Origin of the sequence: Clostridium sp. AWRP, from assembly GCF_004006395.2 — a bacterium.
Classification (GTDB): domain Bacteria; phylum Bacillota; class Clostridia; order Clostridiales; family Clostridiaceae; genus Clostridium_B.
Map to the genome: position 1 here is coordinate 3,484,195 of NZ_CP029758.2, position 19,413 is coordinate 3,503,607.

20 protein-coding genes are annotated in these 19,413 nt (G+C 30.6%); 8 read left to right on the forward strand and 12 right to left on the reverse strand.

The window, feature by feature from the left end; translation table 11 throughout:
* Nucleotides 1-489: 489 nt before the first annotated feature.
* From DMR38_RS16075 to DMR38_RS16090, 4 genes are all read right to left on the reverse strand, one after another.
* Nucleotides 490-1,329 (reverse strand): DNA-binding domain-containing protein, encoded by an 840-nt coding sequence (locus DMR38_RS16075; RefSeq protein WP_127722288.1) that lies wholly within the window; start codon nucleotides 1,327-1,329, stop codon nucleotides 490-492.
* An 80-nt stretch (nucleotides 1,330-1,409) separates the two neighbouring features.
* Nucleotides 1,410-1,685, reverse strand: a complete 276-nt coding sequence (locus tag DMR38_RS16080; protein WP_127722289.1) for a hypothetical protein — start codon at nucleotides 1,683-1,685, stop codon at nucleotides 1,410-1,412.
* A 246-nt stretch (nucleotides 1,686-1,931) separates the two neighbouring features.
* Complete coding sequence (locus tag DMR38_RS16085; protein ID WP_243124327.1) at nucleotides 1,932-2,198, reverse strand: hypothetical protein; 267 nt, start codon at nucleotides 2,196-2,198, stop codon at nucleotides 1,932-1,934.
* Nucleotides 2,185-3,453 carry an ATP-binding protein gene (locus DMR38_RS16090; RefSeq protein ID WP_127722290.1) on the reverse strand — a complete coding sequence of 423 codons (1,269 nt, stop codon included), beginning with the start codon at nucleotides 3,451-3,453 and terminating at the stop codon, nucleotides 2,185-2,187. Before DMR38_RS16090 ends, DMR38_RS16085 begins: the two co-directional genes overlap by 14 nt.
* 290 nt (nucleotides 3,454-3,743) lie before the next feature.
* Between DMR38_RS16090 and DMR38_RS16095 the strand changes: the two genes are divergently transcribed.
* Nucleotides 3,744-4,634 (forward strand): D-alanine--D-alanine ligase, encoded by an 891-nt coding sequence (locus DMR38_RS16095; protein ID WP_127722291.1) that lies wholly within the window; start codon nucleotides 3,744-3,746, stop codon nucleotides 4,632-4,634.
* Nucleotides 4,635-4,995: 361 nt separating this feature from the next.
* Entirely contained in the window at nucleotides 4,996-6,162 is a 1,167-nt protein-coding gene (alr, locus tag DMR38_RS16100) for an alanine racemase (RefSeq protein ID WP_127722292.1), read from the forward strand.
* Between the two features lie 163 nt (nucleotides 6,163-6,325).
* Here the strand turns inward: alr and DMR38_RS16105 are convergent, their stop codons facing one another.
* The 3 genes from DMR38_RS16105 to DMR38_RS16115 form a co-directional block, all read right to left on the reverse strand.
* Nucleotides 6,326-7,387, reverse strand: a complete 1,062-nt coding sequence (locus DMR38_RS16105) for a DMT family transporter (protein WP_127722293.1) — start codon at nucleotides 7,385-7,387, stop codon at nucleotides 6,326-6,328.
* Between the two features lie 23 nt (nucleotides 7,388-7,410).
* Nucleotides 7,411-7,683 (reverse strand): metal-sensing transcriptional repressor, encoded by a 273-nt coding sequence (locus DMR38_RS16110; protein ID WP_127722294.1) that lies wholly within the window; start codon nucleotides 7,681-7,683, stop codon nucleotides 7,411-7,413.
* Nucleotides 7,684-7,787: 104 nt separating this feature from the next.
* Nucleotides 7,788-10,265: an MBL fold metallo-hydrolase gene (locus DMR38_RS16115; RefSeq protein WP_127722295.1), complete on the reverse strand. Its 2,478-nt coding sequence runs from the start codon at nucleotides 10,263-10,265 to the stop codon at nucleotides 7,788-7,790.
* Between the two features lie 151 nt (nucleotides 10,266-10,416).
* Between DMR38_RS16115 and DMR38_RS16120 the strand changes: the two genes are divergently transcribed.
* Together DMR38_RS16120 and DMR38_RS16125 are read left to right on the forward strand one after the other, a co-directional pair.
* Entirely contained in the window at nucleotides 10,417-10,923 is a 507-nt protein-coding gene (locus DMR38_RS16120) for an amidase domain-containing protein (RefSeq protein WP_127722296.1), read from the forward strand.
* A gap of 76 nt (nucleotides 10,924-10,999) precedes the next feature.
* Nucleotides 11,000-11,710 carry a DUF554 domain-containing protein gene (locus DMR38_RS16125; protein ID WP_127722297.1) on the forward strand — a complete coding sequence of 237 codons (711 nt, stop codon included), beginning with the start codon at nucleotides 11,000-11,002 and terminating at the stop codon, nucleotides 11,708-11,710.
* 333 nt (nucleotides 11,711-12,043) lie between these two features.
* On the opposite strand, the gene DMR38_RS16130 is transcribed toward DMR38_RS16125, so the two are convergent.
* Nucleotides 12,044-12,616 (reverse strand): nitroreductase family protein, encoded by a 573-nt coding sequence (locus DMR38_RS16130; protein WP_127722298.1) that lies wholly within the window; start codon nucleotides 12,614-12,616, stop codon nucleotides 12,044-12,046.
* A gap of 170 nt (nucleotides 12,617-12,786) precedes the next feature.
* On the opposite strand from DMR38_RS16130, the gene DMR38_RS16135 reads away from it, so the two are divergent.
* Nucleotides 12,787-13,767 (forward strand): D-isomer specific 2-hydroxyacid dehydrogenase family protein, encoded by a 981-nt coding sequence (locus DMR38_RS16135; RefSeq protein WP_127722299.1) that lies wholly within the window; start codon nucleotides 12,787-12,789, stop codon nucleotides 13,765-13,767.
* Nucleotides 13,768-13,887: 120 nt separating this feature from the next.
* Here the strand turns inward: DMR38_RS16135 and DMR38_RS16140 are convergent, their stop codons facing one another.
* Nucleotides 13,888-14,115, reverse strand: coding sequence for a DUF3892 domain-containing protein (locus tag DMR38_RS16140; RefSeq protein ID WP_127722300.1), 228 nt, complete (start codon nucleotides 14,113-14,115; stop codon nucleotides 13,888-13,890).
* 214 nt (nucleotides 14,116-14,329) lie between these two features.
* On the opposite strand from DMR38_RS16140, the gene DMR38_RS16145 reads away from it, so the two are divergent.
* The 3 genes from DMR38_RS16145 to DMR38_RS16155 all read left to right on the forward strand — a co-directional run bounded on the left by DMR38_RS16145 (nucleotide 14,330) and on the right by DMR38_RS16155 (nucleotide 16,987).
* Complete coding sequence (locus DMR38_RS16145) at nucleotides 14,330-15,088, forward strand: hypothetical protein (protein ID WP_127722301.1); 759 nt, start codon at nucleotides 14,330-14,332, stop codon at nucleotides 15,086-15,088.
* Nucleotides 15,089-15,136: 48 nt separating this feature from the next.
* Nucleotides 15,137-15,691: a flavodoxin family protein gene (locus tag DMR38_RS16150; protein WP_127722302.1), complete on the forward strand. Its 555-nt coding sequence runs from the start codon at nucleotides 15,137-15,139 to the stop codon at nucleotides 15,689-15,691.
* Between the two features lie 75 nt (nucleotides 15,692-15,766).
* A complete protein-coding gene (locus tag DMR38_RS16155; protein WP_127722303.1) occupies nucleotides 15,767-16,987 on the forward strand; it encodes a multidrug efflux MFS transporter in 1,221 nt (406 codons plus the stop codon).
* Between the two features lie 198 nt (nucleotides 16,988-17,185).
* Here the strand turns inward: DMR38_RS16155 and DMR38_RS16160 are convergent, their stop codons facing one another.
* The 3 genes from DMR38_RS16160 to DMR38_RS16170 all read right to left on the reverse strand — a co-directional run bounded on the left by DMR38_RS16160 (nucleotide 17,186) and on the right by DMR38_RS16170 (nucleotide 19,336).
* Nucleotides 17,186-17,734, reverse strand: a complete 549-nt coding sequence (locus tag DMR38_RS16160) for a biotin transporter BioY (protein ID WP_127722304.1) — start codon at nucleotides 17,732-17,734, stop codon at nucleotides 17,186-17,188.
* 47 nt (nucleotides 17,735-17,781) lie between these two features.
* A complete protein-coding gene (gene bioB, locus DMR38_RS16165; RefSeq protein WP_127722305.1) occupies nucleotides 17,782-18,738 on the reverse strand; it encodes a biotin synthase BioB in 957 nt (318 codons plus the stop codon).
* Nucleotides 18,739-19,114: 376 nt separating this feature from the next.
* On the reverse strand, nucleotides 19,115-19,336 hold the full coding sequence (locus DMR38_RS16170; RefSeq protein WP_127722306.1) for a CocE/NonD family hydrolase C-terminal non-catalytic domain-containing protein: 222 nt from the start codon (nucleotides 19,334-19,336) through the stop codon (nucleotides 19,115-19,117).
* Between the last annotated feature and the right edge of the window lie 77 nt (nucleotides 19,337-19,413).

Below are 19,413 nucleotides of genomic sequence, written 5' to 3' on the forward strand. Positions count from 1 at the left end.
TAGAAAAATAGAAATTACTATAGGAACTTAATCCTATAGTAATTTCCAAATAAATTTTATCCCATCTATTCTATTTTACACAAACCTATAGATGTTCCCTAAATTTTAACCTTAGAAATTTGAGCTTTCAATTTATTAGCACAATCACTTGCTTTAATTACTTCATCTAATACAATACAATCTCCAATTTCTTTGATTACTTTTCCCTGCTCGCCAATCCATTCGTTAGTTATTTCAGAATTTTATCTGATTCTGCGATAATTTTGGTTTTGGATTCCTTCATTATTAAATCATAAGAAATAAAATAACTAATATTATATTGTGTTTGATACTTCTCATAAATTGCACTCCTCGTATAATAAGTTTATAACTAATTAAAGAACTATTATAGACTTATTTATTTTTTATATTTCCATATAGATTAAAGAATCTATTTTATTTTTCTAGTGGTGATTCTTCCAACAAGCAAGATTTATTTATAAGAATAATTTATTTATCCTGACATTTAAATATAAGGCCTTCAAAAAACTTATTTATAGAAACCTTTCCTCCTATTTTCCTTTTATGATTTATATAATCCATTTCAGCTTTTACATTGGTAAAATCAAAAAGTGCATTTGCATATGTATGAAAAGTATCATCAGCATAATCTTCTATACCCATATTGGCTGTATTAGTAAGTCCTACTTTTATTGCCCTTCTTATCCTTTGCTTTACAACCTGGGCATTATCTCCCAAATAGTTTTTCAAATCATCTAAATTGCATTCTACAAAATTTCTATTATTCTTCATAAGATATAAACTTATCTTGACTATATCATTTGTACCTTTTTCTCCGAGCATACCAAGCATACCTAGAATATGCTTTACTTTGACCAGATTCTCATTTTCAGTTTTGTCAACATTTTTACTTTTATTTGAAGTTTTAAGCATTTTCTTTATATTAGACAGCATATTCTCCATTTCTACCCTTTCTGCTACTTTTGAAATTACTTTTTTAACCTCAATCTTATTTATTGGCTTATTTATAAAAAATTCTATTCCTGCTTCATAAGACTCTGCTCTTAAATCACTATCTAATACTTGAGATATCATAATAAAACAAATGCTTGAATCCAAGCTTTTAAGTTTTCTTACAAGAACATTTCCATCCATTTCAGGCATAAGAAGATCTGCAAGTACAATATCAGGTTTAAGTAAAAGTATGTCATTAAAAGCATCTTCACTATTGCATGAACTTCCTATAACTTCAAAATTAACATCTTCTTCTATTATCATAGTTAATATTCTAACTATGCTTATATCATCATCTACAACATAAAATCTCATCCTGATCACCTTCTATCCCATGTTCTTTTATTTTTATAGTAAACTCTGTGTCCTTTTTCTTTTGAAACAATTAATATAAATTAACTTGCCCTCTCAAATTTCATAAAACCAGCCGTAAATCCCATTGCAGGACTAATAAATTCTGCTTCATATGCTTGTACATTTCCTGAAACAGGCATTGCTACTGCAAGCTCTCCAAGACAAGACATCATTAAATACATTATGAATGCTCCAATTATATATGCCGCTACAGCACCCCCCGGGCCGGCTTTATTGATAACGTTTCCAAAAGCTAAAAAAATACCCGTTCCTATTATTGCACCAACTGTATACATCTGAATATGTCTACTCACCATACTTCTTTCAAGTCCTTTTGATTTATCAAGTATCTCTCTTCTATATCGTTTTCATTTGCATCCATATTATTTCCTCCCTGATTTAATTTATAAAACATCAAAAATAAATCATTTCCTCAAATTTCACAATTAATCATATTTTATTATAAAATGTAAGCTTCAAAATAAATCAAGATAATTCAAAAAAGTTCTCAAAATAAAATTTTAAGAACTTTTAATTTAATACTATGCTATTTTTTATTCATCCTAGCATTTAAGTACGAGCCCTTCAAAAAATTTATTTACAGAAACTTTTCCTCCTATTTTTCTTTTATGATTTATATAATCTATTTCAGGCATAAGAAGATCTACAAGTACAATATCAGGTTTAAGTAAAAGTATGTCACTAAAAGTATCTTCACTATTGCATGAACTTCCTACTACTTCAAAATTAACATCTTCTTCTATTATCATAATTAATATTCTAACTATGCTTATATCATCATCTATAACATAAAATCTAATTCTGATCACCCTCTATCTTATCTTCTTTTATTTTTATAGTAAACTCTGTGCCTTTTTTTTCTTCTGAAACAACTGATATTGAACCTTGAAAAACATCATTTACAATGCCCTTTACATGAGTAAGACCTATTCCTCTGCATATATCTCCTGTTTCTTTATTAAATTTTGTTGAAAATCCAGGATTAAAAACATAATCTAAATTCTTATTTTTTATTCCTGATCCATTATCTGACACTACAAAAATACATTCGCCTTGTCTTTTACTAATAACAATTCTTATATAGCCATTTTTTCTCTTTTCCATAGATTCAATGCTATTGTAAATTAAGTTTCTTATAATTGAAACCAAGTAATAATGTTTCTCTACACTAAAATTATCATATATCTTAAAATCCAAGTATACATTTAACTTATTTCTTCTTATATGTTCTTTTACATCGGCTTCAACAATATTCATAATGTCCTTAATGTTCATCTTAACATTATCATATTTTTTATCAAATATTTCTTCTAACCCTTTTATGACACTTGCATAATCTTTTTTTATTTCATGGACATCCTTTGCCACATCCAGAGATGCATTTTGAAATTCAATTGGATAATTATTTTCAGATAATGTCTTATAAAGATAGTAAGCCTTTTTCATAACCCTCTCAATATCTGTTTTATTTTTATTCATAAAATATACTTCACTTTTAATTTTTGAAGTAATAAGTATCAACTTTCTATATCTCTTCTCGTGTTCCTCCCTTACAAGTAAAAAATTATAATATCTAAACAACAGTATTACACCTACTGCTATTGTAGATCTTATAAAAGCTATAATTACCAAGTCTTGAAACATACTATACTTATACCCTTTGAAAGCCATAAGTGAACTTAGTTCTAAAACATTACCAATAAAATCACTTAAAACAGTTGAAACAAAAAAATTAGTCAAATTTGCCTCTATTTTCTTCCAATATAGAAAATAATATACCATTCCATATGTAAAATAAAATAAGATATCAGTAAAAACTGGACTTACTATTTGATGTAAACTAGTATTGCTTATGTACATAATAAGTCCTCTATAAAGTGGTGAAGCTATTCCAACTACAGCTGTTAAATAAAGAGGATTAATTTCCCTATTAAAATAGAAAAGAATAGGCAGCATAATTACAGATAATGTTATTGTAAAACCAGGTGCAAATAAATTGAAATACACCTGTGAACTAAGAGCAATGCATGCAGCAATAATAAAAACAGTCTTTATCTTTTTCATAATATCATCCTTTTTTATATTTTAAATATCTTATCATATTAAGATTAATATCAATTTTTTACATTTTATAATTATTTTCCACCTTTATTTTATATTGTCGAATTTTTTATGTCTATATTTTTACACTATTTTCACAGAACAAATCCATAAAAAATTATAATTCATTAAAGCCACATTTAGGATAAACTAGTTATCCTGTGGTTCTTTATTTTATATGGGAAATGTATAAAATAAATATTAGACATAGTAATTGAAAAATATTAAATAGCAAGTTCAGTGGAGGAATTAATATGAAAATAGGAGTTATAATGGGTGGAATATCTTCTGAAAGAGAAGTTTCATTAAATTCAGGTAAAGAAATAGTAAACTGCTTAGATAAAAACAAATATGAAGTTGTACCTATTGTTATAGATAAAAAGAGAGATGTACTTGAAAAAGTAAAAGATATAGATTTTGCATTTATTGCACTTCATGGTAAATTTGGTGAAGATGGTACTATACAATCAGTACTTGAAACCATGGATATACCTTATTCAGGCTGCGGACCTTTGACAAGTGCCATTTGCATGGACAAAGACATGAGTAAAAAAGTCTTAAAATCCGCAGACATAAATACCGCCAAATGGATTTGTATTAAATCTATAGAAGAAATTGATTACGATAAATTGGATGAGATAGGCTATCCTGTAGTTGTAAAACCTAACTGTGGTGGTTCAAGTGTTGCTACTAATATAGTTAAAAGGAAAGAAGATATTGAAAGCAATGTAAAGTTAGCCCTAGATTACGATACTGAAATTGTCATTGAAAAATATATACAGGGAGATGAGATAACATGCTGTATGTTAAAAGGTAAAACTCTTCCTGTAATTGCAATAAAGCCCAATGCAGAATTCTTTGACTACACTGCAAAATATGCAGACGGTGGTTCTGATGAAATAGTTGTAGAACTTGAAAAATCTCTTCAAGAAAAAGTTGAAAAAATATGTGTTCAATGCTGGAAAGTTCTCAAATGTAAAAGCTATGCAAGGGTAGATATGATAGTTGAAAATGGTGTTCCTTATGTGCTTGAACTAAACACTTTACCAGGCCTTACAAAAAATAGTCTATTTCCTAAGAGTGCAGGTGGAGTTGATATATCCTTTTCCCAACTACTAGATAAAATAATTCAATATTCACTCTAATTTGAATTACATTCATAGACATCAATAGATTATTACTCAACTTTCGCAATTTAAAAATATTGCGACGCAATTAATTCACAATGCACGATGCACAGTTCACAATTAAGGATGATTTTCTTCCGTTAAAACTTCAGAAAATCTAAAATATAGCACCATTGAAGCAAAGCTTCAATAAGCTTTAAATTTAAAATTTTTCGCAGCACAGCGGAGAAAAATCTACCGAAATTGTGCATTGTGAACTGTGAATTGTGAATTCATTTAGGCCGCAATATTTTTATATTAAGTCAAAATTTTATATGTGCGAAGGTTAAGATTATTATTGATTGGATAATATCTATCAATATCGAAAGGAGAATGTGTTTTGTTTAAAGATTACAGACCTGTATGGGAAGAAATTAATTTAGACAATCTTGTATATAATATACGTCAAATAAAACTGAAAGTTGGTAACAATAAAGGACTGATAGGTGTTGTTAAAGCTAATGCCTATGGTCATGGAGCTTTGGAAGTATCACAGGTTTTATTAGAAAATGGAGTAAATAGATTGGCCGTATCTGAATTAGATGAAGCAATAGAACTTAGAGAAAATGGAATTAAAGCTCCCATAATGATACTTGGCATAGTCCCAGATACTTTTTTGAATGACATAATAGATTATGACGTAGAGCCAGTAGTGCCTTCTTATGAATATGCAAGTAAATTATCAAAGGTAGCTAAAAGTAAATGGAAAACTGCAAAAATACACATTGCAGTAGACACTGGAATGGGAAGAATAGGATTTCAGCCAAATGAAAATAGTATAAAAGAAATATGCAACATAAGTAAGCTTCCAAATATAGAAATACAAAGCTTATTTTCTCATTTTTCCACTTCAGATGAAAAAGACAAAACATATTCACATGAACAATTTGAAAAATACAAAACATTTTACAATGAGCTCATAAATAAAAAAATAAAAATAGACCTAAGAAATATCGCAAATAGTGCAGCTATAATGGAATTGCCTGATACCTATTGTGATTCAGTTAGGCCAGGAATAATAATTTATGGATACTACCCTTCAGATGACGTAGATAGAAATGACCTAAGTATAAAACCCGTAATGAGTTTGAAAGCTAAAGTAGCTTACGTAAAGACATTAGAAGCCGGAAAATACGTTGGCTATGGAAGAAAGTTCAAATCTGAAAGAAAAAGTATAATAGCTACACTTCCAATAGGATATGCAGATGGCTATACTAGAATGCTTTCAGGTAAAGCAAAAGTAATAGTCAATGGTAAATTTGCACCAATAGTTGGTAGCATCTGTATGGATCAATGCATGATAGATGTTACAGATGTAGGTGAAGTAAATGTAGGCGATGAGGTAATACTCATGGGTGAAAAAAATGGATTGAAATTTGATGCAGAAGATATAGCTAAAATAATTGGAACTATAAGTTATGAAATACTCTGTTCCATAAGCAGAAGAGTTCCAAGGGTATATATAAAAGACGGAAAAATAATCAAAATTAGAAATTACCTGAAATAAATATAGAGTTTCTAACTTAAAAATTAACTTATACGCAGGCATATTTTTACAACAATGAAGCTCTTTTAAATTTTTTTCTTAGCCTTATCAAAACATTTAACGAGCTGAAGGTTGTAAAAATATTCGGAGTATACATTGATTTTTCGTCTAGAAACTCTATTCTTTAGTGGGCATGTCTATGATGCAAGTCTGGAGTATGTGGATGACAATGTTCCATTCTCTCATGAACGTGATAGTGAGTGTGATACACACTATCAGGTATACCAGGATGATGATGATTGTGATGTCCATCTGTATGACAATGCCTGTGTTCATGAGCCATATACAAATGGACATGCATGTGACTGTGATTTTCCCTTATAATAAGAACCGTTCCTGCAATCATAAGAGGAAGTGCAAATGCAAAGGTAACACCTGGAACTTCTCCTAACAAAATAAAAGACAAAATAGTACTTATAAAAGGTGCTGCACTAAAAAAAGCACTAGTTCTAGCACTACCTAAATTTCTCATTGCAAATACAAACAAAACTGTACTAAATCCATAGCTTAAAAATCCAAGCAGCAGTGCCATAAGAACTATTTTAAAATCCGGCAAATAATTTCCTAAAATCATTGACAAAATTAATGAAAATGTCCCTGCTCCCAATCCTTTTACTATAACTATTGTATATGGATTTTTAGCAGATATGTTTCTTGTAAAATTATTATCTATCCCCCAACATACGCAGGCAAGTATTATTCCCAAGGCCCCTAAAGATATTCCCCACTGACCGGCAAAATTCCAGGATAAAATTATACTGGCAGAGAGTATACATACTATAGCGGTACCAATTTTCTTGCCAATGTTCTCTTTAAAAAATAGTGCTGCAATAATTGTGGTAGCTGCACCTTCAAAATTCAAAAGCAACGATGCAGTAGATGCTGGAGTTACTTTTAAACTTATCATTTGAATTATAGGTCCTAAAATTCCTCCAAAAATAACAGCTCCTAAAAGCCATGGAAAGTCTCTTCTAGTTAACCCTGCTTCGTCTATATTTTTTTTGTATAAAATTTTTTCTAATGTTTGAAATGTTAAAAGCCCTGCACCGCTTCCAATATATAAGAGAGCAGCCAGAAGAACTGGATCTATTTGTCCAAGAAGGATTTTTGAAATAGGTGCACTGGCTCCAAAAAGTAGTGCAGAAAAAAGAGCTTGAAATATTGGATATAATTTAGTATTCCTCATTTATAACACCCCTAATTTAAAAATTATTCCCAAAATTTATCAATGGCATTATTCAAATTATCTAAGACCTGTGTATCATTTTTTTCAACTGCATCTTTCACACAATGATTGATATGATCTTTCAGTATTATTTTTCCTGTGTTATTAAGTGCAGATCTCACCGCAGATATTTGAATAATAACTTCACTACAGTCTCTTCCTTCTTCCACCATACGCTTTACGGCCTCCAGATGTCCAATTATCCTAGACAGCCTATTTACAACTGCTTTATTATTTGGATGGTTATTTTTTTCCATATAAACATCTCCTTATCCCCCTATAGGGGTTATTTTAATTATAATACATCATACTTTTATTGTAAATAGTATATAAAAAACAAGCCCCTTATGGGGCCTAGTCTCTACCATCTTAACGTGCATCCAGTTTTATACTCAAATTCTTTCTTTACATTCTCCATATTTTCTACATTCCCATCTTCCAATTTTAATTCCACACTTAAATCGCTGCTATTAAAAGACGGATTTTTCTTCAAATCTATGCCTTTACTTTTACAAAGTATAGATGCAATTTGCAATATCTCATTTTGATTTGCACTATTTGCTACTTTCATATTCCACCCTGTAAGATGAACTAATTCCTCTATATTTTTTTCATATTTCTTACCAATTACAGGACTTATAAATGTAAGTTCTATATATCTTCCCTTAGAATTTGACTTTATACTTTTTTTGTAAGGCCTAAACTGTTCTCTTTCAAAAGTTTCATCTATTGTATTTAAAGCTTTATTTTGTTCCATCATTTTACACTCATCTTCAGCTTTAATAATCGTACTATCTTTTAGAGCTATTCCTGGAGATTGTACTAATACCTGAAGTCCTGTAATGTTTTCAATTTTATCTAATTTTTCTTTTTCCACCTTACATTTAGAATTTAACATAACTACAACCTGATTTTCTGCTAACCTATAAGAGATTTTTTTAATAGATGCATCCTGTAAATTTATCCTTACAACTTCGGAAACTGCATTTATATTTACAGCATTATTTATTTCTACCTTCCACTTAACCTCTTCTTCAAATTTTTTTATCTCTTCATATATATCCTTATCTACTACAGCTGGAAAATCAAAATTTAGAATCACCTTTTTCTCGTCACATATAAAGCTAATTTTTTTTGTATTAAATTTATTAAAGTATTTGTCTGCAGTCTCTTTTAATTCATTTAATTTAATCCCACTATTTTTTAAACTCTGAGAGACCTTATCCTCAGGATTGGTTTTAAATAAAAACAATCTTCTTGTATCACTTTCAAAATAAGGACATTCTACTATAATTCTTTGAAAATCTTCTAAAGCATTTTTTACCTTGTTATTTCCCTTCCATATAAATATAAGTTCTTCTAATGTAAAAAGTCTTTCACCGTAATTATAAAGCACAAACTCCCATAACCTTTTTACATTATTTTCATCCATTTCTTCACAACAGTTCATAACTTTATCAATACTTTTTTTCCACTGTTTTCTTGGATTTTTTATATTTATCTCATAGATTTCACTGCACTTAGGTGCATATACCCTTCCTCTTACATCTTTTGAAAGCTCTTTTGACAAGTTTTCCACTACCTCTTCATTCCCGTGAACTAAAAATATGTTTTTAGGTGTTAAAAAATCTATAAGAGATTTTATTTCATATTTATCACTGTGGGCGGAAAGTCCTACTTTTTCTACCTTGCAATTTACAGGAACAGTTTTTTCATTTATGTAAAGTTTTTTGTCCTCTTCTTCATCTAAAAGATTTAGCAGCTTTCTTCCAGGGGATTCCTCATCCTGATATCCTGTTATAACTATGTACCCATTTTCCATAGGAGCTATTTTTTCTGCATAATATTGGCTGTACCCTCCAGTAAGCATTCCCGAACTTGACACTATTACACAAGGCTTGTCGTCTTTTAGTATATCTTCTCTAAGTTTATTATTATCTACTGCAATTATATTGTCATCATAAAAAGGTTCAATTCCCCTAAGTATCTTTTTTCCTAAAGAATTTTTAAGATACAGCGGATTTAATTTGTAGGTTCTGTTTATATCCTTTATCATACCGTCTACATAAACTTTAGTATCTTTTAATATCTTTTTATTTACTGCTTTTTTTATAATAAGGAGCACTTCTTGAGCCCTTCCAAGGGCGAAAGCAGGAATAAGCATTTTTCCCTTTTTTTCTATGCAGTCATTTATTATATTAATGAGTTTTTCCTCTTCCACTTCTCTATTTGAATGAAGTCTATCTCCATAAGTGGATTCAAAGATTGCTGCATCTGGCCTTAATTTTGGAACTTTCAACCCTTCCACAGTTTTTTGTGAAAATATTGAAAAATCTCCAGAATAAAATAATGATCCCTCTGGAGTTGTAATATAAATACAAGCAGCTCCCGCTATATGACCTGCTGTATAAAAAGTGAGTTTTATATTTTCAAATATAGAAAATTCCACCATATAGTTTATTGGGAACACACGATTTAGCATGCTTATAACATCGCCTTCCGCGTAAAGCGGAATTTCTCCTTCCCTATTCTTCATTATTTTTAAACTATCATACAAAAGTACTTTCATTAAATCCTTTGTCATTCTAGTTGTATATATTCTAGCCCCTGGATATTCCTTACTTATTATAGGCAGAGAACCTATGTGATCCATATGGGCATGACTTACAATTATAACATCTACTCCTCCCTGATCTTGAATTGATTTAAAATCCGGCAGGGTGTCTTTAGAGGAACTTTGTCTTATGCCGCAATCAAGAAGTATATTTTTATTATATATGTGCAAAAGGATACAACTTCCCCCTACTTCTCTAGCTCCTCCTAAAAATGAAATGTTCATGTTCGTCTATCACCTCTCTTTTTTTAGCCTCTATAACTCTATAATTATTATATCCTATAGAACTACAAAGTAAAAATTAGATTTGCTATTTTATGTACTTACTTAAGATTTATACATAAAATATACTGTGATTAATTTTATAGGAGAAATCATGAGTTATAGAGATACTTCATCCTACTCTAGAACTTCAGCTGTAAACTATGCAGTAAAGTACGCTCTCACCCCCAATCCAAGCTATAAATATTTTTCCATATACCAAACTATCGGTGGTGACTGCACAAATTTCACTTCACAGTGCTTGCATGCAGGAGGAGCGCCTATGGTCTTTTCAGGTAAAAACACCTGGTGGTATAACATTCGAACTAATAAATGGTCAGTTTCCTGGGCTGTAGCAGGTTCTCTTTACTGGTATTTAAAAGTTAACGCTGAAAAAAATTCCTACAGTATAAAAGGAAGAGAAATGCCTTCTATTTCTTCTCTTCAGATAGGTGACTTAATATTTTATCGAAATGGTAAAGGTGCAATAGCTCACTCTGCCATTATTACTTCTTTTCGTAACGGACGCCCACTCATATCCCAGCATACTTTTAATGCCTTAAACATAACTTACGTAAAAGATTGGGCATCTAAAATGCACTTTATGAAAATATGGTTATAAGATTTTGTTTACAATGCCTATCATAAAAGTATATAATATCCCTATGTAAATAAGAAAAATAGGTGGTTTGATAAACATGATAGCAGTTATAGTAAACTTTGTTTCCATAATAATAGGAAGTATAATCGGAATATTTTTAAAAAATGGTATACCAAAAAAAGTTAAAGAAAGCGTTTTTAGTGGACTTGCTTTATGTGTTCTATACATTGGAATTTCAGGTTCCTTAAAGACAAATAACGTACTTACTCTTATAATATCCATAGTAATAGGTACAATTTTAGGAGAACTAATAGATATAGATAGACATATAACAAATCTAGGAAACTTAATAGAAAGTAAATTTAAAACTAAAGGTGGAAAGATATCAGAAGGGTTCGTAACTTCAAGCCTTTTATTTTGTGTTGGAGCCATGGCAATAGTCGGATCTCTAGAAGCAGGTCTTGATGGAAATTACAAAACACTTTTTGCAAAATCCGTAATAGATGGAGTTTCCGCAATTATTTTTTCTTCTTCTCTAGGCATTGGTGTAATGATTTCATCTGTAAGTGTACTCATATACCAGGGTGCTATAACCCTTGGAGCAGTATTTTTAAAAAGTGTTTTGACGAGCTCAGTTATTGCTGATATGACTGGAATAGGCAGCCTTCTAATTATTGGACTTGCCCTAAATATGCTTAACATAACTAAAATAAAAATAGCAAATTTGCTTCCTTCAGTCTTTATGCCAATTTTTGCATACATAATTTATACTAACTTTCATCGTTTTTTATCCTATATTCCATTTTAAACATTGTAAATAGAAATTTAACACATAATGATAAATTTTTACTAGAAAGTTTCGTACGATTTTACTTCTAAAAATAAATGTATATTTTCTAACTTAAAACTCAACTTATATGCAGGAATATCTTTACAATAATGAAGTTTTTTTAAATATTTTGCATATAAGTCTTAGAAAAAAATTCGTAAAAACTTAGAACTTTTGAATTGTCTGAGGTACGAGTTTTCAAAAGTTCTTAGCTTTTTTAGAATTTTTACTTAGACTTATCAAAATATTTAATGAACTGAAGGTTGTAAAAGATATCCGGAGTATAAGTTGAGTTTTTGCTTAGAAACTTCTTTAAATATCTAAGATTATATCTTCTAAACTTCTTTTTGGTACATGATGAACTTTATTCTCATCTCTCCAGTACTTCACATCATTATTTGAATCCATAGGTTCTATAACCACTTGTTCCTTTGGCTTTCCAAGAGCTACTACCAATATAATTTCATACTTTTCATCTAAATTAAGATTTGATTTTAACTCTTTTTTATTCACATTTCCCAGCATGCATCCCCCAAATCCTTTTTCTACAGCTCCAAGTAAAATAGTTTGAGCTGCTATTCCAGGATCAAATGATGGACTTTTACTAATAGACGTGTCATCAAGTATAACAACGTAACCACTTGGTTTTTCTCCTTCTTCAGGTCCATTCCAATCCCTTAAGTATCCTGCCCAACCTAAAGTCTTAAATATTTTTTCATTATTATCTTCTGTATTTGATATAACGTATTTTAGTGGCTGCAAATTTGAACCTGATGCTGATAATCTTGCAAGGTTCACCAAATATTTTAAAGTTTCCACAGTTATTTTTTCATCCTGATAAAATCTTCTACAGGATCTATTTTTTAAAACTAGTTCCTTTATCATGTTCGTCCCTCCAAACTAATAACTTAATATTATTACAATTATCATATCTCTAAACAAATTGAATATCAATCAAATATAGTAAATACAAAGGTAACATTGAATTATATCTCACGTTACTATAAAATTATATATAGTAAATATTATTCATAAAAAGGGGGAGCTAGAATACAATGAAAGTTTTAGCATACAGTCATAGACAAGATGAAACTGAATATTTCAAAAAATTCAGTAAAAAATACGACGTGGAGGTTGTATTGTGTGATGATCCACCAACTATGAGAAATGCAGATTTGGCCAAGGGATTTGACTGCATCAGCATTATCACAACTAAAATTTCAGATAAATTAGTAGAAAAATTTCATGAAATTGGAGTAAAATTTATATCTACAAGAACGATAGGGTATGACCATATAGACATAAAAAAGGCGAAGGAACTAGGTGTCCATATAGGCAATGTAAACTATTCACCAAATAGTGTAGCAGATTATACAATCATGATGATTCTTATGGCTATAAGAAAAATGAAAGCTATTATGGAACGAAGTAATGTACAGGACTATTCTTTAAAGGGTGTACAGGGTAAAGAGCTGCACAATTTGACTGTAGGTGTTATTGGTACAGGAAGAATTGGCCGTGCAGTTATAAATCGCTTAAGTGGATTTGGTTGCAAAATATTAGCTTATGATTTATATGAGAATGAAGAAATAAAGAAGTATGTTACATATGTTACACTAGAAAATCTTCTTAAAAACAGTGATATCATTACGATGCATGCACCTGCAACAGATGACAATTATCACATGATAAATAAGGATTCCATAGCACTTATGAAAGATGGTACTTTTATTATTAATATAGCTCGAGGATCGCTTATCAATACTGAAGATCTTATAGATGCCATTGAAAATAAAAAAATTGGCGGTGCAGCTATAGATGTTATTGAAAATGAATTCGGTCTCTGCTATAACGATTTAAAATGTGAGATACTAAATAAAAGAGAAATGGCAATTTTAAAGTCTTTTCCAAATGTAATTGTTACACCTCACACAGCCTTTTATACAGACCAAGCTGTAAGTGACATGGTAGAACATTCTATTTTAAGTTGTGTTTTATTCATGGAAGGCAAAGAAAATCCATGGCAAATTGAATAAACAAAAGTTCTTATGCACTCTTCTTTTTTTCATAAAAGGAGAGCGCACTGATTTTAATGTTTGTTTATCTTATTTATAGAATATACAAAATTTATCAACTATCCTTAAAGGAAAATCAAGTTAAAATCTTGGTAAATCCTTTAAATTTTCAACATCCATAACATCAGGGTCAGCTACTAAATATTCTCCTCCATCTTTACCTTTAAATACGCCAACTCCTTCAATTATGTGTTCCCTTGCCATCATTATAGCGTGATTTAAAGGAATCACTTCTCCATTTTCAAGCAATACATCTGTAATTTTTCCATTTTTATCTTTTCTTACTTTAGTTATTTTTGAATTTTTCATTCTATACCTCCTGATTAGATATATCGTTTATATATATTTTGGGAGAAAACTCAATTACTTATACAAAATATTTTTTATCTTATGATTGCACAATTATAACTTCTTTAATCACAATTGAAGTTAATAATGAACTGAGTATTGTTATTGACAGTAAGAAATGTAAGTGATATATTTACAAGATAAGTTATAAATATATCACTTTGGAGGGGATTTTATGAAAAAAACTATTATTAAGAGTTCCATAGCATTTATAGTGATTTTTGCTTTATTTTTTATAGCATCAAGTAAATCAACTGTTCATGCATTAAATTGCTATACAGTAAGTTTGTCAAATTTTAAAGAGGTATCCAAAAACATTTATGTACAGCCAAATACTTCTGATAAAGATGTAAATAATATATTGAGTACCATTTCCAAATCTAAAAACATCGTGGCCAATTTATATGGAAGTTTCAATGCTAAACCTGTCTTTATAATTAGCAAAGATTCAACAGCCTTAAAAAAATTTGGTGTTGAAAATAAAACAGGAGCTACACAAAAAACTATACTAGGTAGTTATATAGTTCTGGGACCAGAGGGGTTAAATACTTATGTAATTTCTCACGAACTCACTCACAGTGAGTTAGCCTACAGGATTAATAAAAGTAAAAGTACAAAAATACCTGTGTGGTTTGATGAGGGAATGGCAATGCAAGTAGATAATAGACCTAAATACTGTGAAGGACAATGGATAAAGAAAACTCAAAATGGTACAAAGATACCTGATATGAAAACTTTAAATTCGCCTACACAATTTTATGCGTCTGATTTAGATACAAGAGTGTTAAATTACACTTTGGCAAAGCATGAAGTACATAGATGGTTATCTATTGTAGGTCAAAAAGGTCTATTACAGTTAATTGATGATATTAATAATGGTAATGATTTTTACAAGTCTTATAACACTATTGAAAAAGAGAATAGTAAAAAGTAAAATATGAGCAAATAGCAAATTTTGATTGTTTTTGAGGAGGTAATCACATTGAAAAAGAAAAATATATTAGTATTAACTGGAAGCCCAAGAAAGAATGGAAATAGTGACAGAATGGCAGCTGCTTTTATAAAGGGAGCTCTATCAATAGGACATGAGGTTGTAAAATTTGAAACAGCACGTAAAAAAATTAGTGGCTGCAAAGCCTGTGGGACTTGCTGGATCAAGGGGAAACCTTGTTCTTTTCAAGATGACTTTGATGAACTTTCACCTTTATTAGAAGCAGCAGATGTAATAGTAATTTCCACACCATTATATTGGTTTAGCTTTTCCTCACATATCAAAGCTGCTATCGATAAGATGAATGCTTATTTGAAAGAAAGTTGCAAACGCCATTTAAAAATCAAAGAGAGTGTATTGCTTGTATGTGGCGCAGACGAAGGAATAAAAATATTCGATGGAATAATAACAACCTATAGAGAAATTGCGGACTATATGAAATGGGAAGACAAAGGTTTACTTGCAGTACCAAATGTTAAAGAAAAAGGTGATATTGAGGGAACAGATGCTCTTGAGAAAGCAGAAAAGTTAGGAAGGTTATTATAGTAAATCTTTTACTAGGCTTTTGATTATATTGTCTTTAATGCATAATTGTTAATTGTGAAAGAAGGCTTGACATCATTGAAAATTTGGAAAAAAAACCTAATTGTATGTTGGTTAGGAGCATTTGTAACTGCCTTGGGACTAAGCCAAATAGCCCCAATAATGCCCCTTTACATCAAGCAACTTGGTATTCATGACATCTCTACTATTGAACAAATATCTGGGGTTGCTTTTGGAGTTACTTTTGTAGTTTTAGCAATATTTTCACCAATTTGGGGATATGCAGCTGATAAAATTGGTAGAAAACCAATGCTATTACGTGCAAGTATTGGAATGTCTATTGTAATTTCAACTATGGGACTTGCACAAAATATATATCAACTTATTGGTTTAAGAATGCTCCAAGGAGTTGTAGCAGGTTATAGTACAGCTTGTATGACATTAATTGCAACTCAAACTGAAAAAGAACATTCTGGTTGGGCATTAGGTGTACTGTCCACAGCTTCTATTTCTGGTTCACTACTTGGACCACTTATTGGAGGATATCTTGATGAAATTTTTGGATTGCAATTTACTTTTTTCTTTACTGGTATCCTTATGATAATTGTTTTTATTCTAACCTTAATATTTGTAAAAGAAGACTTTATAAAATCTAATAAAAAAGTACTAAGTACAAAAGAAGTTTGGAAGCAGCTGCCTGATTGTAACTTAATTATTGTTTTATTTGCCACTTCTTTTATTTTGCAGCTTGCTTTTTTTTCTATAGAACCCATAATAACAGTATATATCTCTCAATTGTCTCGCAGCTCAACCCATATTGCCTTAATTTCTGGGATGGCATTTTCTGCTTCTGGTCTTGCTAGCATTATTGCCGCTCCAAGGCTTGGAAAACTATCAGATAAAATTGGGCCTCAAAAGGTTATGCTTGCAGCACTTATTATTGCTAGTTTAATATTTATACCTCAAGCTTTTGTAAAAAATTCTTGGCAGCTTATCATATTAAGATTTTCATTAGGTTTTGTAACAGCAGGACTAGCACCATCAATTAATACACTGGTAAAGAAAATAACACCAGAAAACCTTACTGGAAGAATGTTTGGTTTTAATATGAGCGCATTTTATTTAGGTACCTTTTCCGGTTCTTTACTTGGTGGACAAATAGCTTCATATTTTGGTATGAAGTATGTATTTTTTATTACCAGCGCACTACTTCTTTTAAATGGTTTATTAGTTTATGAAAAGATCTGTAAAAAACTAGGTTCAAATGCTACTGACCCATTAAAAGAACATATGGTTTAAAAATCAGTTTTGAAGTTCATTAAAAACTATGTATATATTCACCTATTAATTTCATTTTTATTTTTCATTTTTTCAAAACCAACTATAGGCTATCTCCTATAATACATAAAAAAATAGCATGTTAAAAATATCCTTTTTAAAGATATTCTTAACATGCCTAAAACTACATTTCTATATGATTCTCTTATTTCAAGTTAATTAAGCTAGAAATAAATTAGCTTTAATTAGTCGCTTACGAATTTGAGGACCCACAAAAGTGGCAATTAAAATTTTAATAAGGTCTCCAGGTATAAAAGGAATTACACCTGCAGCAAGTGATGCACCCATTGCTATATGAGCCTGATATGATAACCAGATAGTACCAAAAACGTAACATACAGCGGTTCCTAGTACCATACCTATAAAGCATAAATACCATTTATCTAAAAAAGCATCAATGAAAAATCCTGCAATTAATGCCATAAATATAAATCCAATAAGATATCCACCTGTTGGCCCTAAGAGTTTAGATGGACCTCCGGTAAAACTAGAGAATACTGGAATACCGACAAAGCCAATTAATAAATATATTATGTAGCTGATAGTACCTTTTTTCATGCCAAGTGTGTAAAGTGCAAAATAGATTGCTAAATTTGTAAAGGAAATTGGTACTACACCAATGGGAATTGATAAAGGTCCAAGAACACAGATAACTGCAGCCATAACTCCGATAATTGCCATTTGATGAATGTTAGACTTTTTTTCCATAGATTTCTCCTCCATTCTAAACTTGTTAATAGCTAAATACTATAATATTATTTTGAGATATCAAAGCCCAATTTGGTTAACATTTTTTTATCCTGTACAGTATTATTACCTACAGTGGTTAACATATCCCCAGTAATTGCAGCATTGGCACCAGATAAAAATAACCTTGTACCACCATCTTTAAAGTAGTTTCTGCCTGCTGCCATACGAATATATGCGGTAGGATTAATATAACGAAAGGTAGCAATTGTTCTTAAAATATCACTTTCAGAAAGAGGCTCCAAATTTTCATAAGGTGTTCCTTTAATAGGCTTAAGCGCATTGATGGGAATAGAGTCTACTTGTAATTCTGACAGACTTACAGCCATATCAATACGATCATTCCAGGTTTCTCCCATACCAATGATACCACCAGAACAAACTCTAAGACCTGCTTTTTTTGCCAAACTAATTTCACGAAGTTTATCTTCATATGTATGAGTAGTACAAACATTAGGGAAATTGCGTTTGGATGTCTCTATGTTTGTATGATACATTGAAACACCAGCCTCTTTTAAACGAATAAATTCTTCTTCAGTTAAAAGACCATGAGAGGCACAAAGTTTAATGTTGCATTCTTTATGCATTTTTTTGTATGCTTCAATAGCTTTATCAAAATCCTTGCCTGTTAAGGTTCTTCCAGCGGTAACAATAGAATAGCGGTGTACACCATTTACTTCATTCTTTTTACAATCTTCTAGAATTACATCAGGATCTAAAAATTCATATTCTTTAATTCCAGTATGATTATGAGCAGACTGAGCACAGAATTTACAGTTTTCACTACAGCTACCGCTGCGACCGTTGATGATGGTACAAAGGTCAACTTTGTTGCCACATAGAGCCTCACGAATCATACTGGCACCTTCAAATAGTTTATCAGCATCTGAAGTCAAAAAGAATTTAAAATCTTCTCCTCTTTTTAAACGTCTGCCTGCAATAATTTCCTTTGCTAAACCTTTCATATTAAATTCCTCCATATAAATGCTTAAATGTAAACAAAACATCTTAAAATTAATTAAAACTATATGAACGCTGCATAGTAATTACAAATTATTAAAAACAATGCTTGTTATATATTGAAGTATATATGAACAGAAAAGTATTGTCAACCATTTTTTTATAATTGTTAACAATAGTATTTTATTCAACTCAACTGATAATTTGAAATTCAATTATTTGTCTCCTAGCCCGAGTCTTTTTACAAATAATCTATCGCCTAGTCCCAATTATCCAAAATACTGGATTCAAAATATTGATCTATAAAAAGAGGTATTGTGCTAATTTCTTAGTGCAACACCCCTTACCACATCAAAATGGAAAAAATTAAGGGAACTACTATTATAGAATTAAAGGTAGTAGTAAATATGATTTATATTGACCTCCAATATAAACTGTAACATCAGCATTCCAGATTTTATCATCAGGATGTAAAAACATTCCGCATCCACTTTGCTCCTGACTGCCGATTTCCAGCAATAATGTATGTCCCTTTTCAACCATCATTGCACTGTCTGCAATCTCAATATCAATAGTGGAAGAAACATATAACCTTAATTTCATCTATTCTAATCACAACATATCCCTGGGGTACCCAAAAATCAGGATCAGGGGTACCGCCGCTCATATGAGGACTTTTA

What these genes read in the sequence shown, in the direction of transcription:
- DMR38_RS16075 (WP_127722288.1), bottom strand. Translation starts at nt 1,329, where the DNA reads ATGAGATTTTATGTTGTAGATGATGATATAAGCATAGTTAGAATATTA.
- DMR38_RS16080 (WP_127722289.1), bottom strand. Translation starts at nt 1,685, where the DNA reads ATGGTGAGTAGACATATTCAGATGTATACAGTTGGTGCAATAATAGGA.
- DMR38_RS16090 (WP_127722290.1), bottom strand. Translation starts at nt 3,453, where the DNA reads ATGAAAAAGATAAAGACTGTTTTTATTATTGCTGCATGCATTGCTCTT.
- DMR38_RS16095 (WP_127722291.1), top strand. Translation starts at nt 3,744, where the DNA reads ATGAAAATAGGAGTTATAATGGGTGGAATATCTTCTGAAAGAGAAGTT.
- DMR38_RS16105 (WP_127722293.1), bottom strand. Translation starts at nt 7,387, where the DNA reads ATGAGGAATACTAAATTATATCCAATATTTCAAGCTCTTTTTTCTGCA.
- DMR38_RS16110 (WP_127722294.1), bottom strand. Translation starts at nt 7,683, where the DNA reads ATGGAAAAAAATAACCATCCAAATAATAAAGCAGTTGTAAATAGGCTG.
- DMR38_RS16115 (WP_127722295.1), bottom strand. Translation starts at nt 10,265, where the DNA reads ATGAACATTTCATTTTTAGGAGGAGCTAGAGAAGTAGGGGGAAGTTGT.
- DMR38_RS16120 (WP_127722296.1), top strand. Translation starts at nt 10,417, where the DNA reads ATGAGTTATAGAGATACTTCATCCTACTCTAGAACTTCAGCTGTAAAC.
- DMR38_RS16125 (WP_127722297.1), top strand. Translation starts at nt 11,000, where the DNA reads ATGATAGCAGTTATAGTAAACTTTGTTTCCATAATAATAGGAAGTATA.
- DMR38_RS16130 (WP_127722298.1), bottom strand. Translation starts at nt 12,616, where the DNA reads ATGATAAAGGAACTAGTTTTAAAAAATAGATCCTGTAGAAGATTTTAT.
- DMR38_RS16135 (WP_127722299.1), top strand. Translation starts at nt 12,787, where the DNA reads ATGAAAGTTTTAGCATACAGTCATAGACAAGATGAAACTGAATATTTC.
- DMR38_RS16140 (WP_127722300.1), bottom strand. Translation starts at nt 14,115, where the DNA reads ATGAAAAATTCAAAAATAACTAAAGTAAGAAAAGATAAAAATGGAAAA.
- DMR38_RS16145 (WP_127722301.1), top strand. Translation starts at nt 14,330, where the DNA reads ATGAAAAAAACTATTATTAAGAGTTCCATAGCATTTATAGTGATTTTT.
- DMR38_RS16160 (WP_127722304.1), bottom strand. Translation starts at nt 17,734, where the DNA reads ATGGAAAAAAAGTCTAACATTCATCAAATGGCAATTATCGGAGTTATG.
- bioB (WP_127722305.1), bottom strand. Translation starts at nt 18,738, where the DNA reads ATGAAAGGTTTAGCAAAGGAAATTATTGCAGGCAGACGTTTAAAAAGA.
- DMR38_RS16170 (WP_127722306.1), bottom strand. Translation starts at nt 19,336, where the DNA reads ATGAAATTAAGGTTATATGTTTCTTCCACTATTGATATTGAGATTGCA.